The organism is Pseudomonas sp. JQ36, assembly GCF_053851495.1.
In genome coordinates this window covers 3,452,163-3,466,764 of the sequence record NZ_CM132642.1, presented here as the reverse complement: position 1 = coordinate 3,466,764, position 14,602 = coordinate 3,452,163, and the positions used below count along the sequence as shown (strand labels likewise).

At 61.6% G+C, this 14,602-nt stretch carries 11 protein-coding genes; 4 read left to right on the top strand and 7 right to left on the bottom strand.

Going from position 1 to position 14,602, the window contains the following annotated elements; all coding sequences use genetic code 11:
- Positions 1-133: 133 nt before the first annotated feature.
- Complete coding sequence (locus ACS4NR_RS15520) at positions 134-1,771, top strand: 5-guanidino-2-oxopentanoate decarboxylase (RefSeq protein WP_456017818.1); 1,638 nt, start codon at positions 134-136, stop codon at positions 1,769-1,771.
- Positions 1,768-3,219: an aldehyde dehydrogenase family protein gene (locus ACS4NR_RS15515; protein WP_456017817.1), complete on the top strand. Its 1,452-nt coding sequence runs from the start codon at positions 1,768-1,770 to the stop codon at positions 3,217-3,219. Before ACS4NR_RS15520 ends, ACS4NR_RS15515 begins: the two co-directional genes overlap by 4 nt.
- A 162-nt stretch (positions 3,220-3,381) precedes the next feature.
- Here ACS4NR_RS15515 and ACS4NR_RS15510 read toward each other — a convergent pair whose 3' ends face one another.
- The gene (locus ACS4NR_RS15510; protein ID WP_108183644.1) at positions 3,382-4,311 is read right to left on the bottom strand and encodes an AraC family transcriptional regulator; all 930 of its coding nucleotides are present in this window, start codon (positions 4,309-4,311) and stop codon (positions 3,382-3,384) included.
- 429 nt (positions 4,312-4,740) lie between these two features.
- Here ACS4NR_RS15510 and ACS4NR_RS15505 point away from each other — a divergent pair, with 429 nt between their 5' ends.
- Together ACS4NR_RS15505 and ACS4NR_RS15500 are read left to right on the top strand one after the other, a co-directional pair.
- Entirely contained in the window at positions 4,741-5,094 is a 354-nt protein-coding gene (locus tag ACS4NR_RS15505; RefSeq protein ID WP_095136993.1) for an antibiotic biosynthesis monooxygenase family protein, read from the top strand.
- A 43-nt stretch (positions 5,095-5,137) separates the two neighbouring features.
- A complete protein-coding gene (locus ACS4NR_RS15500; protein ID WP_047296118.1) occupies positions 5,138-5,380 on the top strand; it encodes a hypothetical protein in 243 nt (80 codons plus the stop codon).
- 6 nt (positions 5,381-5,386) lie between these two features.
- Here the strand turns inward: ACS4NR_RS15500 and ACS4NR_RS15495 are convergent, their stop codons facing one another.
- The 6 genes from ACS4NR_RS15495 to ACS4NR_RS15470 all read right to left on the bottom strand — a co-directional run bounded on the left by ACS4NR_RS15495 (position 5,387) and on the right by ACS4NR_RS15470 (position 14,593).
- The gene (locus tag ACS4NR_RS15495) at positions 5,387-6,016 is read right to left on the bottom strand and encodes a flavin reductase family protein (protein ID WP_095136994.1); all 630 of its coding nucleotides are present in this window, start codon (positions 6,014-6,016) and stop codon (positions 5,387-5,389) included.
- Positions 6,017-6,269: 253 nt separating this feature from the next.
- Positions 6,270-6,545 (bottom strand): hypothetical protein, encoded by a 276-nt coding sequence (locus tag ACS4NR_RS15490; RefSeq protein ID WP_095136995.1) that lies wholly within the window; start codon positions 6,543-6,545, stop codon positions 6,270-6,272.
- A 415-nt stretch (positions 6,546-6,960) separates the two neighbouring features.
- Positions 6,961-8,280, bottom strand: coding sequence for an MFS transporter (locus ACS4NR_RS15485; RefSeq protein ID WP_007965880.1), 1,320 nt, complete (start codon positions 8,278-8,280; stop codon positions 6,961-6,963).
- 321 nt (positions 8,281-8,601) lie between these two features.
- Positions 8,602-9,933: a sigma-54-dependent transcriptional regulator gene (locus ACS4NR_RS15480; protein ID WP_095136996.1), complete on the bottom strand. Its 1,332-nt coding sequence runs from the start codon at positions 9,931-9,933 to the stop codon at positions 8,602-8,604.
- The gene (locus ACS4NR_RS15475) at positions 9,933-11,693 is read right to left on the bottom strand and encodes an ATP-binding protein (RefSeq protein WP_115984308.1); all 1,761 of its coding nucleotides are present in this window, start codon (positions 11,691-11,693) and stop codon (positions 9,933-9,935) included. The genes ACS4NR_RS15480 and ACS4NR_RS15475 overlap by 1 nt, the downstream gene beginning before the upstream one ends.
- A gap of 77 nt (positions 11,694-11,770) precedes the next feature.
- Positions 11,771-14,593: an RHS repeat domain-containing protein gene (locus tag ACS4NR_RS15470; protein WP_456017816.1), complete on the bottom strand. Its 2,823-nt coding sequence runs from the start codon at positions 14,591-14,593 to the stop codon at positions 11,771-11,773.
- Positions 14,594-14,602: the final 9 nt, after the last annotated feature.

The window sequence follows — 14,602 nt, the reverse complement described above, 5'->3', positions numbered from 1 at the left end:
CTCTTGTGGGAGCGGGCTTGCTCGCGAATGCGGTGTGTCATCCCCATTGATGTTGGCTGACACACCGCCTTCGCGAGCAAGCCCGCTCCCACCAGGGACTCGGTGTCTCAAACGAACAAGAAGGGCAATCGACATGGCGACGTGTGGCGAAGTACTGGTCAAGTTACTCGAGGGTTACGGGGTCGAGCAGGTGTTCGGCATTCCGGGGGTGCACACCGTGGAGCTGTATCGCGGGCTGGCCCGTTCGAGCATCAACCACGTCACTCCACGGCACGAGCAGGGCGCTGGATTCATGGCTGACGGCTATGCGCGCACCAGCGGCAAACCGGGTGTGTGTTTCATCATTACCGGCCCGGGCATGACCAACATCACCACCGCGATGGGCCAGGCCTACGCCGACTCGATCCCGATGCTGGTGATCTCCAGCGTGCAGACCCGCAGCCAGTTGGGCGGCGGTCGCGGCAAGCTCCACGAGTTACCGAACCAGAGCGCACTGGTCGGCGGCGTCGCGGCGTTCTCCCACACCCTGATGTCGGCGGCGGAATTGCCCGGCGTGCTGGCCCGAGCTTTCGCGCTGTTTCAGGCCGGGCGTCCGCGTCCGGTGCACATCGAGATTCCGCTGGACGTGCTGGTGGAAGAGGCCGATGAACTGCTCGCCAGCATTCCGGTGCATATCGACCGCGCCGGGGCCGCACCGGCTGCCGTACGGCGCATGACTGAGTTGCTGGCCGGCGCTCAGCGTCCGCTGATTCTCGCCGGTGGCGGCGCCATCGATGCCGCCGCCGAACTCACCGAACTGGCCGAACTGCTCGACGCCCCGATGGCGCTGACCATTAACGCCAAAGGCATGCTGCCCTCCAGCCATCCGCTGCTGATCGGCTCGACGCAAAGCCTGGTCGCCACCCGTGCACTGGTGGCCGATGCCGATGTGGTGCTGGCGATCGGTACCGAACTGGCCGAAACCGATTACGACGTGACCTTCGCCGGCGGCTTCGAGATTCCCGGCAAGTTGCTGCGTATCGACATCGACGCCGATCAGACCGTGCGCAACTATCCGCCGCACGTGGCGTTGGTTGCCGACTCGCGCAACGCCGCGCAAGCGCTGCTCAGTGCGTTGTCGCAGCAGCCGTTGGCTGAGCGTTGCAACGATTGGGGCCAGGTGCGGGCCGCACGTCTGCGTGATGAGCTGGCCGCGACTTGGGATGCGCCAACCCTGGCCCAGACGCGCTTCCTCGAAATCGTGCTGCACGAGTTGCCGGCCGCGGTATTCGTCGGCGACTCCACGCAACCGGTGTACACCGGCAACCTCACGTTCAACCCGGAACGTCCACGGCGCTGGTTCAACTCGTCCACTGGTTACGGCACCCTCGGTTATGCCCTGCCGGCGGCGATTGGCGCGTGGCTCGGTGGCGGCATTGAGGGTGGCGCTCGTCCGCCAGTGGTGTGCCTGATCGGCGACGGCGGCTTGCAGTTCACCCTGCCGGAACTGGCCAGCGCGGTTGAAGCGCGCACGCCGGTGATCATCCTGCTGTGGAATAACCAGGGCTACGAAGAGATCAAGAAGTACATGGTCAACCGCGCCATCGAACCGGTCGGCGTCGACATCTACACCCCGGATTTCATCGGCGTGGCCAAGGCCTTGGGCTGCGCCGCCGAAGCGATCAGCACGGTCGAACAATTGCGCGGCGCGCTGCGTGCCGCCACCGATCGTCAGGGCCCGACCCTGATCGAAATCGACCAGACCCAATGGATGCAGGCGGTGGCCCAATGATCAATTTCCCCACGACACTCGATGGCCTGTACATCAACGGTCAATGGTCGGCCGGGCGTGAACACCTGCGGGTGATCAACCCGGCCACTGAAGCGCTGCTGACCACGGTCAATGGCGGCGACGAAAGCGCGGTCGATCTGGCCGTCAGCGCCGCCACTGAAGCATTCAAGCGCTGGTCGAAAACCAGCGGTGCCGAACGCGCTGTGATTCTGCGCAACATTGCCAATGGCGTGCGCGACGGTCGCGATCATCTGATGAAGTTGCAGTCGAGCAACAACGGCAAACCGCAATTCGAAGCGGCGATCGACGTCGATGATGTGATCGCCACGTTCGAGTACTACGCCGGTTTGGCCGAAGGCCTCGACGCACAACTCGACAGCAACGTGGCGCTGCCCAGCGACGATTTCAGCGCACGTCTGCGCCGAGAGCCGTGCGGTGTGGTCGGGCTGATCGTGCCGTGGAATTTCCCGATGGTCACCACCGCGTGGAAACTCGCGCCGGCGCTGGCCGCCGGTTGTTGTGTGGTGCTCAAACCGTCGGAAGTCACGCCGCTGCCGGAGCTGGAACTGGCGGCGATCATCGCTGAGTCCGGTCTGCCCAACGGCGTGTTCAACCTGGTGTGCGGCACGGGTCTGGCGGTCGGTGCGCCGCTGTCGGCGGATCCGCGCATTGCGAAGATTTCCTTCACTGGCAGCAACGCCGTCGGCGTGCAGGTGATGCAGCGCGCTGCGGAAACGGTGAAGGGCGTGAGCCTGGAACTGGGTGGCAAATCTTCGTTGCTGGTGCTCGAAGACGCCGATCTGGAACTGGCGGTGGAACTGGCTTGCGGCGGCGGTTTCTTCAATGCCGGGCAGATGTGCTCGGCCACCAGTCGCGTGCTGGTGGCCGATGAGCTGGCCGATGAGTTTCTTGAGCGTCTGCAAAAGCGTGCGCAAGCGATTCGCGTGGCTGACCCGTTTGACCCGGACGTGGAGATGGGCGCACTGGCCAATCAGGCGCAATACCAGCGCGTGCTCGGCCACATCGACCGTGGTTTAAGTGCCGGCGCGAAGCTGGTGTGCGGTGGCAATCGTCCGGCTGATCTGCCGCGCGGTTATTTTTTGCAGCCGACGGTGTTCACCGACGTGCCCCTCGACAGTGCGCTGTGGTGCGAAGAGATCTTTGGCCCGGTGCTCTGCGTGCGCCGTTTCAGCAGCGAAGCCGAGGCGATTGCCCTGGCCAACGACAGCCAGTTCGGGCTGGTCGCCAGTGTGGTAACGCGTAATGCCGCGACTGCCGACCGCGTCGCCAACGCCCTGCAGGCGGGGCTGGTGTGGCTCAACGCGCCGCAAGTGATCTTCCCGCAGACGGCGTGGGGCGGCTACAAGCAGAGCAGCATCGGCCGCGAATTGGGGCCGTGGGGCCTGGCCGCGTTTCAGGAAATCAAGCACGTGATCCGGGCGCTCTGAACTGCATGTCGGCTGTTGCCGATCTGGTCCGGATTTTTTGCTGAGCATTCCGGCCTCTTCGCGAGCAAGCTCGCTCCCACATTGGATGTGTGATCGACACTGATTCCCTGTGGGAGCGAGCTTGCTCGCGAAAACGTCAGTCGATACAGCGCAATAGGCGGATCAGACCGACTGCCGCAACCGCGCCAGATCCCGCAACGGCGGCGCGCCAAACAAGCGGCTGTACTCGCGGCTGAACTGCGAAGGGCTTTCGTAACCCACGCGATAGCCCGCCGCCGACGCCTCCAGCCCTTCGGCGAGCATCAGGCGTCGCGCCTCTTGCAGGCGCAATTGCTTCTGATACTGCAGCGGACTCATCGCGGTCATCGCCTTGAAGCGGTGATGCAGGGTCGAGACGCTGAGATTCACTTCTTTCGCCAGATCATCGATGCGCAGCGGCTGCTCGAAGTTACCGTTGAGCCATTTGATCGCCTGGCTGATGCGATGGCTCTGGCTGTTGGCAATCGCGATCTCATACAAACGGTGACCCTGCGGACTGCGCAGCAGGCGGTAGAGAATTTCCCGGCGAATCAGCGGTGCGAGCATGGCGATGTCTTTCGGCGCATCCAGCAGTCGCGCCAGACGCAACACCGCGTCGAGCATCGCGCTGTCGATCTTTTCCACATACAGGCCGCGCCCGGTCGGCCGGGTCGGCACGCCCATCGGCCCCGCGTCGGCGATCAGTGCGGTGATTTCCGCGGGGTCGATGTCCAGGCGCACGGCGAGGATCGGCTCTTCGGGCGAGACATTCACCACCCGCCCGCTGAGCGGCATCGAGACTGAGACCACCAGATAATTCAGCGGGTCGTAATTGAAGAACTCATCCGCCAGGCGTACCTCTTTGCGGCCCTGGGCCATGATGCACAGCGCCGGTTGCGCGAGTACCGGGGCGAAGTCGTGGGACTGGGTATGGCGCGACATGAACAGCGAGCCGATGGCGGTCTGGTAACTGCCGTCGTCCGTGGTGTTGCGGCGGATGATCGCCGCGAGTTCTGCGCGCTGTTTTTCCATGTCGGCATCGGGCGGAGACTGGAAACGATCGAATGACGTCATGCACGGCATCCTCGGCAAGGAATCTGGAATGGAGCAGAGCATATGTTTGTGCAAGCGCCAGCGGTAGACACATCCTGTCAAATGCTTGCCTGATTCTGCATGGGCTGGTTTTGCGCGCCGGCCATCAGTCGGTGACCGCCACTTCACTCCTCGGGCCGAATACCCCTGTAGGAGCTGCCGAAGGCTGCGATCTTTTGATTTTAAAAACAAAAGTCAAAGGATCGCAGCCTTCGGCAGCTCCTACACAAAAGCGTTGTGACAGCGGTGTGACAGGTTTCTACTCACCGACGCCGGGCGTTTGTGCAGTCTTGCAGGATTGTGCAACGCAGCGGCAGGAATCGACTAACGGCATCTTGCGCCCGGCCCTTAACCTTGGATCCTGTCGCAGCCCGTCCCCGGCTGCCACGCGACTCCCTGGGAGGGTTGAACATGTCCAAGCAGATTCCCGTCAGTCATATGGCCTTCGTTCGAGCGCGCGCCGGACGCTCCGCCGAACTGGGTGTACGCCTCAGTGCCTTGATCGAACCGTCACGCAACGCCCCCGGTTGCCTGAACTTCGCCTTGCAGCATTCGCAATGCGATCCGGACCTGTGGCTGGTCTCCGGTTTCTGGAGCCATCAACAGGCGATGACCGCGTATTTCAACAGCCCGTCGATGCAGATCTTTGCCGAATTGGTCCAGGACCTGGTGGTCAACAGCCTGGATTTCCACACCTTCAAAGAGGTGTCGGCGGCGCAGGCGCTCGGACAATGCCCGGCACCGATACACAAACTCGCCGGTTGAGGGTTTAATGTCCGGCTTATTCATCTGAGCCAGGATGTGTGCCATGGCACGTAAAGAGTTCGAACACTTCGAAGCAGTCTCCGCAGTCGTCCCCGTCGAGTTGGGCGGCAACAAGGGTTACCACGCGGCAATCGCGGTCAAGGCCCTGGTCGATGGCGGTGCGCCACGCTTCCACAAACTGCTGGGTGATCAGGTGTTCCCCGGCGCCATCGCGGCCGATGACGCGGCGACCCAGGAGCTGGAACGTCTGCAGGGCGTCACTGATGACGCCGAGCTGATCTGGTAACTGTGCTTACTTGCCCGCACCCGGGCGCCACATCTTGAACAAGGCCTCTGGCCCCAACTGGAAATAATCCGCCGGCCCGCCGCCGCGCAGAATCGGTTCTGCCGCGGCGGTGTCGTAGATCCCGTCCTTCAACAGCCACTTGGCGATATGCACAGCGACCACTTCGCCGAGAATCAGCCAGCTCGGCACGGTTTCGCCATCGGCGCGCTGCAACTGAATGATCTGCGTGACCTTGCACTCGAAGGACACCGGGCTTTCGGCCACCCGTGGCACCGCAATCACCTTCGACGCCACGGGCGTCAGCCCCGCCAGTTCAAACTCGTTGACCTCAGGCGCGACCATCGCGCAGCTCTGGTTCATCTGCTCGGCCAGCGGCCGGGTGGCGAGGTTCCAGACGAACTCGCCGGTCTGCTCGATGTTGTTCAGGCTGTCTTTGCGTCCGACGCTGGAAAAACCAATGATCGGCGGAATGTAGTTGAACGCGTTGAAGAAGCTGTAAGGCGCAAGGTTCAGCCGGCCGTGGGCATCCTGCGAAGAAATCCAGCCGATAGGGCGCGGGCCGACGATGGCGTTGAACGGATCGTGAGGCAGGCCGTGGCCGTTGGCGGGTTCGTAGAAGTGGATGTCATCGGACATGGTGAATGAATTCCTGAGGCTGCGTTTCGGATGCAGCCATAGTGCAAGGACGCTCCGCGTATTTCCAGTCACACGCTGATCCCCCTGTAGGAGCTGCCGCAGGCTGCGATCTTTTGATCTGATCTTAAAAACAAAATCAAAAGATCGCAGCCTGCGGCAGCTCCTACAGGGGATTTGGGTGGATTTGAGAATTGTCATGCCCCAGAAATGACTAAGCCCGGCCGAAGCCGGGCTGTGGGGAGACTGCCGATGATCAGCTGATGGCGGCAGCGGTTCCCGTTTTATCGAAGCCGTCAGCCGCGATGGCATTGGCAGTACCGGTCTTGTCGAAGCCATCGGCGGCGACGGTTTTGCCGAGGTTGGTTTTATCGAAACCGTCAGCGGCGTAAGTACCCGAGTGGCTGGTTTCGATGGCAGCGCTGGCGCCGTTGATGAAGTCGGCGGATTTGGTTCTGTCCGAGCCATCGGCAGCGAAGGTGTTGGCGGCCAGTACGGACAGGGTCAGGGCGAGGATCAGTTTGGTTTTCATGTTCTTTACTCCAGATTCGTTGGTGGGTGTGTCTTGCATGGGTTTAATGCTACGCCAAATAAATTGATTAAAAAGCGCAAATTAATGCTAAAAACAATCGATTAAATTGATATTAAGGGCGGCGCGTTGAAATCGCTTTCGTCGTCGGAGCGAGCGTTGCGCAGGTCATCAATAAGGTGATTGCAGAATGAGGGGGCAGCATTAATCAGCGATTAATCGTTGTTACCCGAAGGTGAGGGATTTTTCATACTTGCGGTTGGCAAGTGGGGCTGCCGAGTTGTCCTGATAGATCTGGAACCAGGGTGCGCCCCTCGGGAGCAGCCCGCTCCCACAGAGGAGTGCATTCCAGTGTGGGAGCGGGCTTGCTCGCGAAGGGGCCCCTACAGCCACCGTTGCAGTGGCTGTGGAAATCCGATCAGTCAGTCACGATCCGCGAATGTTTCTGCGTGTCTTTCATGGTGATGTACACCAGCAGCGACACCGCGATGCACGCGGTCACGTACCAGTAGTAACCGGTTTCCATGCCGATGCTCTTGAACCACAGCGCGATGTATTCGGCGGTGCCGCCGAAGATCGACACGGTCAGTGCATACGGCAGGCCGACGCCCAGCGCGCGGATTTCGGTCGGGAACAGCTCGGCTTTCACCACGGCGTTGATCGAGGTGTAGCCGCTGACGATGATCAGTGCCGCCATGATCAGGAAGAACGCGCCCCACCAGGTCTGGATGGTGTGCAGGGTCATCAGGATCGGCACGGTGAAGATCGTCCCGAGCACACCGAAGGCGATCAGGATCGGACGACGACCGATCTTGTCCGACAGACCCCCGATGATCGGTTGCAGGCACATGAACAGGAACAGCGTGGCGGCCGAAATGGTGGTCGAGTCGGAGATGCTCATGCCGACGGTGTTCACCAGGTATTTCTGCATGTAAGTGGTGTAGGTGTAGAACGCCAGCGTACCGCCCATGGTCAGGCCGACCACGGTCAGCAGTTCTTTCGGGTGGCGCATCAAGGTGCGCATCGCGCTTTCCTTGGACTTCTCTTTCTTGGTGAACGACTCGGTTTCTTCCATGCCGCGACGCAGGTACAGCGCAACGATCGCGCACAGTGCGCCGATGGCGAACGGAATACGCCAGCCCCACGCGTACAGCTGTTCAGTGGTCAGCATGTTCTGCAGCACGATCAGCACGCCCAGCGCGATGAGCTGGCCGGAGATCAGCGTCACGTACTGGAAGCTGGAGAAGAAACCGCGACGCTCCCTGGTCGCCATCTCCGACAGGTAGGTGGCCGAGGTGCCGTACTCGCCGCCGACCGACAGGCCTTGCAGCAAGCGCGCGAAGACCAGCAGGATCGGCGCGCCGATGCCGATGGTTTCGTAGTTGGGGCTGAGGGCGATCAGCAAGGAGCCGAAGCACATCAGGTAGACCGAGGCCATCAAGGCTTTCTTGCGACCGACCTTGTCGGCATAGAGACCCATCAGCCAGCCACCGATCGGACGCATCAGGAAGCCCACGGCGAAGATTGCGGCGGTGTTCATCAGTTGCGCGGTGGTGGAACCGGCGGGGAAGAAGGTCTTGGCGAAGTACAGCGAGAAAGCGGCGTAGACGTACCAGTCGTACCACTCGACCATGTTGCCGACCGAGCCGCTGAAGATCGATTTGATCCGGCTGGCGGTGGTTCTTTCTTTGGCGGGCGCGGCAGCCGACCCAAGGGGCAGGGCGTTGGAGTTATCCATTGAAGGATCCTTCGTTTAATTGTTTTTGTGGAGCGCGTTGGAACGCAGCCTGCCTGGGCTATAGCAGGAGCTGTGCCAACGGGGGGAGGGCCGGTTTAGAGGGGGTGGAAAGATTTAATGAGCGGAAATCCGCTTATGGCTGGATTGTGGTGAGCGGAAAATTGCTCATTCGGGCTGATGGATAAATGCTGCCTGTGCGGGCCTCTTCGCGGGCAAGCCCGCTCCCACAGGGTTTCGTGCTGAACACAGAATGTGTGAACACCACCGACCACTGTGGGAGCGGGCTTGCTCGCGAAGAGGCCCGATCAAACACTGCAAAATTCAGCTGCCCGGAACAAACATCTCCCGGCTCAACCCATGCCGCTGCAGCTTTTCATTGAAGGTTCGGCGCGGCAGTTGCAACTCTTCCAGCACCGCTTTCACATCGCCCTTGTGCCGGGTCAGCGCCGCACGCAGGCACTGCGCTTCAAAGGCTTCCTGCTGCGCCGCGAGCGATTGGCCCGGATCGATGCCCTGCACCGGCTCATCGAGCCCCAGCACCTGGCGCTCGGCGACGTTCGCCAGTTCGCGCACGTTGCCCGGCCAGTCGTGGCTGAGCAGGTGGCTCAATTGCGCTCCGCTCAACGGCGGGAACGTGCGGCCGAGGCGCTGGGCGGCGCTGAAGGCGAACGATTCGAACAGCAGCGGAATGTCTTCGCGGCGATCGCGCAGCGGCGGCAGGCGCAGTTCGGCGACGTTCAGGCGATACGCCAGGTCTTCGCGAAAACGTCCGGCCCGGGCCTCATCCAGCAGATCAGGTTTGGTCGCGGCAACGATCCGCAGATCGACGCGAATGCTCTGGTTCGAACCCAGCCGCTCCAGCTTCTGTTCCTGCAACACCCGCAGCAGTTTCACTTGCTGGGCCAGCGGCATGCTTTCGATTTCATCGAGAAACAGCGTGCCGCCGTCGGCATATTCCAGCTTGCCGATGCGCTTGCCGGACGCGCCGGTGAAGGCGCCACTTTCATGACCGAACAACTCGGCTTCGAACAACTGCTCGGGAATCGCCGCACAGTTCAGCGCCACGAAAGGCTTGTCGGCGCGCGGGCCGAAATCATGCAGACAGCGCGCGATCAGCTCCTTGCCGCTGCCGGTTTCGCCACGGATCAACACGTTGACCGGCAGCGCCGCCAGATCCAGCACCTGCCGACGCAAAGTCTGCATGCCACGGGACACGCCAAGCAGCGTCGCATCGAGGCGGGCGCGGTGGTCGGCTTGCTCGTGCAGGGCACGGTTTTCCAATACCAGGCGCCGCTTGTCGAGCGCCCTGCGCAAGCTGCCGAGCAGGGTTTCCGGGCTGAACGGTTTTTCCAGAAAATCGTAGGCGCCGTCACGCATGGCTTCGACCGCCATCGGCACATCGCCGTGACCGGTCAGCAGTATCACCGGCAAATCGCTGTCACGGCGCTGCACTTCGGCCAACAATTGCAGACCACTGAGCCCGGGCATGCGCACATCGCTGAGGATCACCCCGGGGAAGTGTGCGGGCAGTGCCGCCAGGCAATCTTCGGCGCGGCTGAACAACTGCACCTCGAACCCCGACAGGCTCAGCCATTGCTCCACAGCGCTGCGAATGCTGCTTTCGTCATCGACCACCATCACCGAGTTGAGCATCAGATGTGTGCCTCCAGATCGATCGGCAGGGTCAGGCTGAACACCGCGCCCGCCTCGCCATTTTCCACGCTCAGGCGCCCGCCGGATTCATGCACGATGGCAAAGGATACCGCCAGCCCGAGGCCGAGTCCGTCACCCACCGGTTTGGTGGTGAAGAACGGGTCGAACACCTGATTCAAGTGCTGTTCGGCAATCCCGCCGCCATTGTCGATCACGCTCAGGCGCCACAATTGTTCATCCACCTCCAGGCGAATTTCCAGACGCTTGCACGGTTTGCCCTGCATCGCATCGAGGGCGTTGCGCAGCAGGTTGATCAACACCTGTTCGAGACGTATCGCGTCACCCCGCACCCACGCCGGACGCGTCAGATGCAGCACCAGACTGACCTGTTCATCACGCAGGCGCGCGTCGAGCAGTTGCAGCGACTGGTCAACCACGGTCGCCAGATCCAGCCGTTCGCGCAGGCCGCTGGGGCTTTTGCGGGCGAAGGTTTTCAGGTGGCCGGTGAGCGACGCCATGCGCGTGAGCATGTCGTCCACCGGTTTGAGCGCCTTGTACGCATCATCGACGCGGCCATGTTCGAGCAGCAGGCGCAGGGTCGCCAGTTGCATGCGTTGCGCGGTCAGCGGCTGATTGATTTCGTGCGCCAGTGCGGCGGACATCTGCCCCAGTGCGGCGAGCTTGGCCGATTGCACCAGACCGTCCTGGGCGGTGCGCAGATCGCGGGTGCGTTCTTCGACCAGTTGTTCGAGTTCTTCGCGATTGCGCTGACGGACTTTCGACAGGCGCCAGCGCTGATTGAGGAACAACAGCAGGAACACCAGCGCCAGCCACACTCCTGCGGCGGCCAGCCCGGCGTTGCGCAAATCTTCGAAAGCCACTTGCGGGCGCCGCAACAAGTGCAGGGTCCAGCCTTCGGCGGCCAGCGGCAGTGATTCCCACAAGTAATCCGCCGTTCCGTCCGGGCCTTCGACCCGACGCAGATCGCTGTTGTCGTCGAAGTGGCGCAGCGACAAATGCGTCAGCGGGATCAGCGATTGTTTGTCGTACTGCCGCGTGCGCTTGATCTCGGCCATGTCGCGGCTGTCCAGTGGCCGCAACGAGCGATAGCGCCAGCCGGGCTGGTTGGCGATGAAGATGATCCCGCGTGCATCGCTGACCAGCAGCGTGTCGCTACCCTGGCTCCATTCGCGCTCAAGCTCGGGGAACTCCAGCTTGACCACCATCGCGCCGAGGAACTCGGCGTTGTCGCCGAGTACCGCGCTGGACAGAAAATAACCGGGGATGCCGCTGGTCACGCCCACCGCATAAAAGCGTCCGCTGCCCTGCGTGCGGGTCTGGCTGAAGTACGGCCGGAATCCGTAGTTGTGGCCGACGTAACTGCTCGGCAGGCGCCAGTTGCTGGCGGCCACCGCGAGGCCAGTGTGATCGAGCAGTTCAAGGGTCGAGGACTGCGCCGCGCCGTTGATCTGCTCCAGCTTCAGATTCAGCGCGTTTTGTTGTTCAGCACCCACCGGCCCGGCCAGCGCGCTGCGCAATTGCGGGTCCAGCGCCAGCACGGCGGGCAGGGCGCGATAGCGGTCGATCAGGGTGTGCAGCGAGTTGGCATACAGCGCCAATTGCTGGCTGGCGCGAGTGGCGTCTTCCTCCAGCGCCTGACGTTCGGCGTGGCGGATGGCAAGGGTCGCAGCGATGGCCGCGCCGGCAATGATCAGCAGGGTGTACAACGACAAACGCAGGGTACGGGAAGTCGGCAGCATGCTGGGCTAATGGATAGAGGGACGGGCGGGCACGATAGCATGTGCTCGTCCGTCCTTCTCATTTGTGCGCGCGCAGATCAAACAGATGTGAATTGGCTGGATCTGGAACGCAGCATAGTGCGCGTGTATTCCAGTTCGTTGATCACGGCCGCCGTGGCATGCCATAGATTTTGCGGTGTATCGCCTTCGTTTCTGCCCAATAGCCCATAGGTATTTATTGCCGTGAAGCCACCGGCTTCGAAGGCGTTTTCGATGTCGTTCATGTTGGCGGACAAATAATCGATCAGCCCACTCACATTGGCGATGCCCTTGGCCGTTTTTTCAGCGCTGAGCTCATGACTTGCTCCAGCGATTTCATGGGCTATTTCAACTGCACCCAAAAGAGTACTCGCCGTGGCGCTGATTTCAGCGGCGGCTTGCGGCAACATTTCCTTGGCACCGACACCGATCAGCGTGGACGCCACCTCCTTGGAGCCCTTGAGCACACCCTTCTGCGTATCGGGGATCATTTTTGCGTACTTTTGCTGCAGGTAATCGATCGGTGCCATGGTTTTATATTCGGCTTTCCCGACAATTTTTTCCTTGGACAGGCGGCTGGCCTTGAATTTGACAGAGGCGCTGGCGCCGGTGCGCTCGGCGGCGTAATCCCACAATCCACTGATCAGTTTCTTTGCGCCAATGCCCATCGCGACCCCAACGACGTTACCCGCGCCGGGAGCGACGGCGCCCAGCGCCTGGGCGCCCATGCCGACCAGAATACCGCCACCGTAAGACACTATTTGTCCTGTCAGATGCACACCGGTGCGGCGCACGATGGCACCGGTAAATTGTGCCGTCGAGCGCTGATTGAGTACCTGTTGCTGGGCATCCAGACCCCGGCGCAGTGACAGCGCCAGAATGTTCAGGTGACGTTCGACCTGTTGTGACAGGTTATCCCGGGCCCGGTAACGCCGCTCTTTCGCTGCACTCAGTGCCTTTCTCTGATCGCGCTGAGCGGGTGTTTCGAGAAAACTGTCCCAGCTCTGGCCGTCGGTGTCGATGTGGCCAATCGGGTTGTTGGCGACAAAGGCATACAGATTCAGCCCGTCGATATCCATCGCCGGATCAGCACTGACCCAGCGTTGCAACCACGCTGCGTAATAGCGTGCGCCGTAGTAATAAAGGCCGCTGCTGTCCATTTCCCGGCCTGAGTAGCGGATGGTTTTGTAGCTGACTTCCAGCGCCGAACGAGTCGCCAGCCAGGCTGTTCCACCAAACGCGTAGTAATGCTCCAGGCTGATGACGGCAGCCTGCCGATCCAGCTCCAATGCGCAAGAGCCGAGATGGTCATCAAGGTTGTAGCGCAGTTGATCCGCTTCGATGCCGGGCGGTCGGCCACTTAGCCAATGCAGGCAACGGGCGCCGGGCAGCACGATGACATGCAGTTGCTGGCCGTCGCTGCGGCTGTGGATTTCCAGACCTGGCAGGTAACGTACCTCGCGGCGACCGGTGATCGACGGCGTATGCCTCCGCGTGCATTTGTAAACGCGCTGACCCTGGCTGTAGCGATAGATTTCATCGTCGTCGGGCAGGCCGTTGCTGTGTTGCAGCAGGGTGACGCGGGCCAGTTGATCGTAGCTGTTCCACTCCAGTGGCAGGCCGCCGTGCTGCAGTTTCAGCTGGTTGCCGTGGCGGTCAAAGTAGTCGCCGAACACCGGTTCGGGATCAGCGGGTTGGCAGCGCAGCCCCCGATTGCTGTCAGGGGCGATTTTCATCTGTTGCGTGAAGTTGTGGCCTTTGCGCACATGCACCAGTTCAACCAGGTTATTTCCCGCGTCGTAATGATATTGCTCGCTGTAGTTGAAGCGCCGCCCTGGGTCGATGGGTTCGATCGGTTGCGGCAAACCTGGCGACTGTTGCGGGATCTGGCCTTCGAAGCCGCGACTTTCGCTCAGCCGATACAGCGAGTCGTAGACAAAATGACGATCACCATCGACGCGTTGATTGGCGAAATACACCGTGGCCAGGGTGCGATCCTCGATACGCAGGACATTGCCGACCGGGTCGTAGGTGTAGTGCAAGTCCTGCAGCGGTTTTTCCTGATCCTTGCAGGCCAGCTGATTCAGCAGGCGACCGTCAGCGGGATCGTACACGCGGCGACTGCGCACACCATTGCCGGCCCGTTGTTCGAGCAGTTGGCCGGAGGCGTTGTACGTGGCAGCGTCGACCACCGGTTGTGCCGCGTCAGCCCCGGCTATCCACAGCGATACCTGACGTAACTGGCCGGCGACATCGTAGCTCGAGCGTTGCCGGTGACCACCGGCGTCGGTGACTTGCACCAAATTGCCGTGCGCGTCGAAATCCGTACGTGTGATGAAAGCCGCCGTCTCGCCAGACAGCGTACGGGTTTCACTCACTGCCTTGCCCTGCAGGCTGTAGCCGTCGACCACCACCGTAGCGCCCGGGTCGGCGCTTTCGCTCAGTTCACCGCGCAGGTTATGCCCGGGGTCGGCATGGTGGTCGGCATAGGTGTAGCGCTCGACATCGACTTGCGCGTTTTCATCGACGGCAATCAACCGCATCATCGGGTCGTAGCGATAGCGCCATTGCGTGCCGCGCTGGTCGTGGCGTTGCAACACCTCATCGGCCAGACCGGGCAGGTTTACGCGCCAGCCGGCGTCGACGCTGACGATTTTCAACGCCTCGCCATTCAGCCGGTAAACAGTGGTCAGACAAGGCACGGGGAGGCGCGGGTCCCATTGTTCGATCAGGCGGCCGTTGGAGTCGTGGCGTTGACGGTTGATCTGGCATTCGACTTCGGCACCCACCACCGCCCGCAGATAAGCAACGTTTCTGACCGGCAGCCCTCTGGGATCGTGAGCCGACAGAGCAGGAGTACGCCAATGCACTGAAGGATTCATGCGCGCACA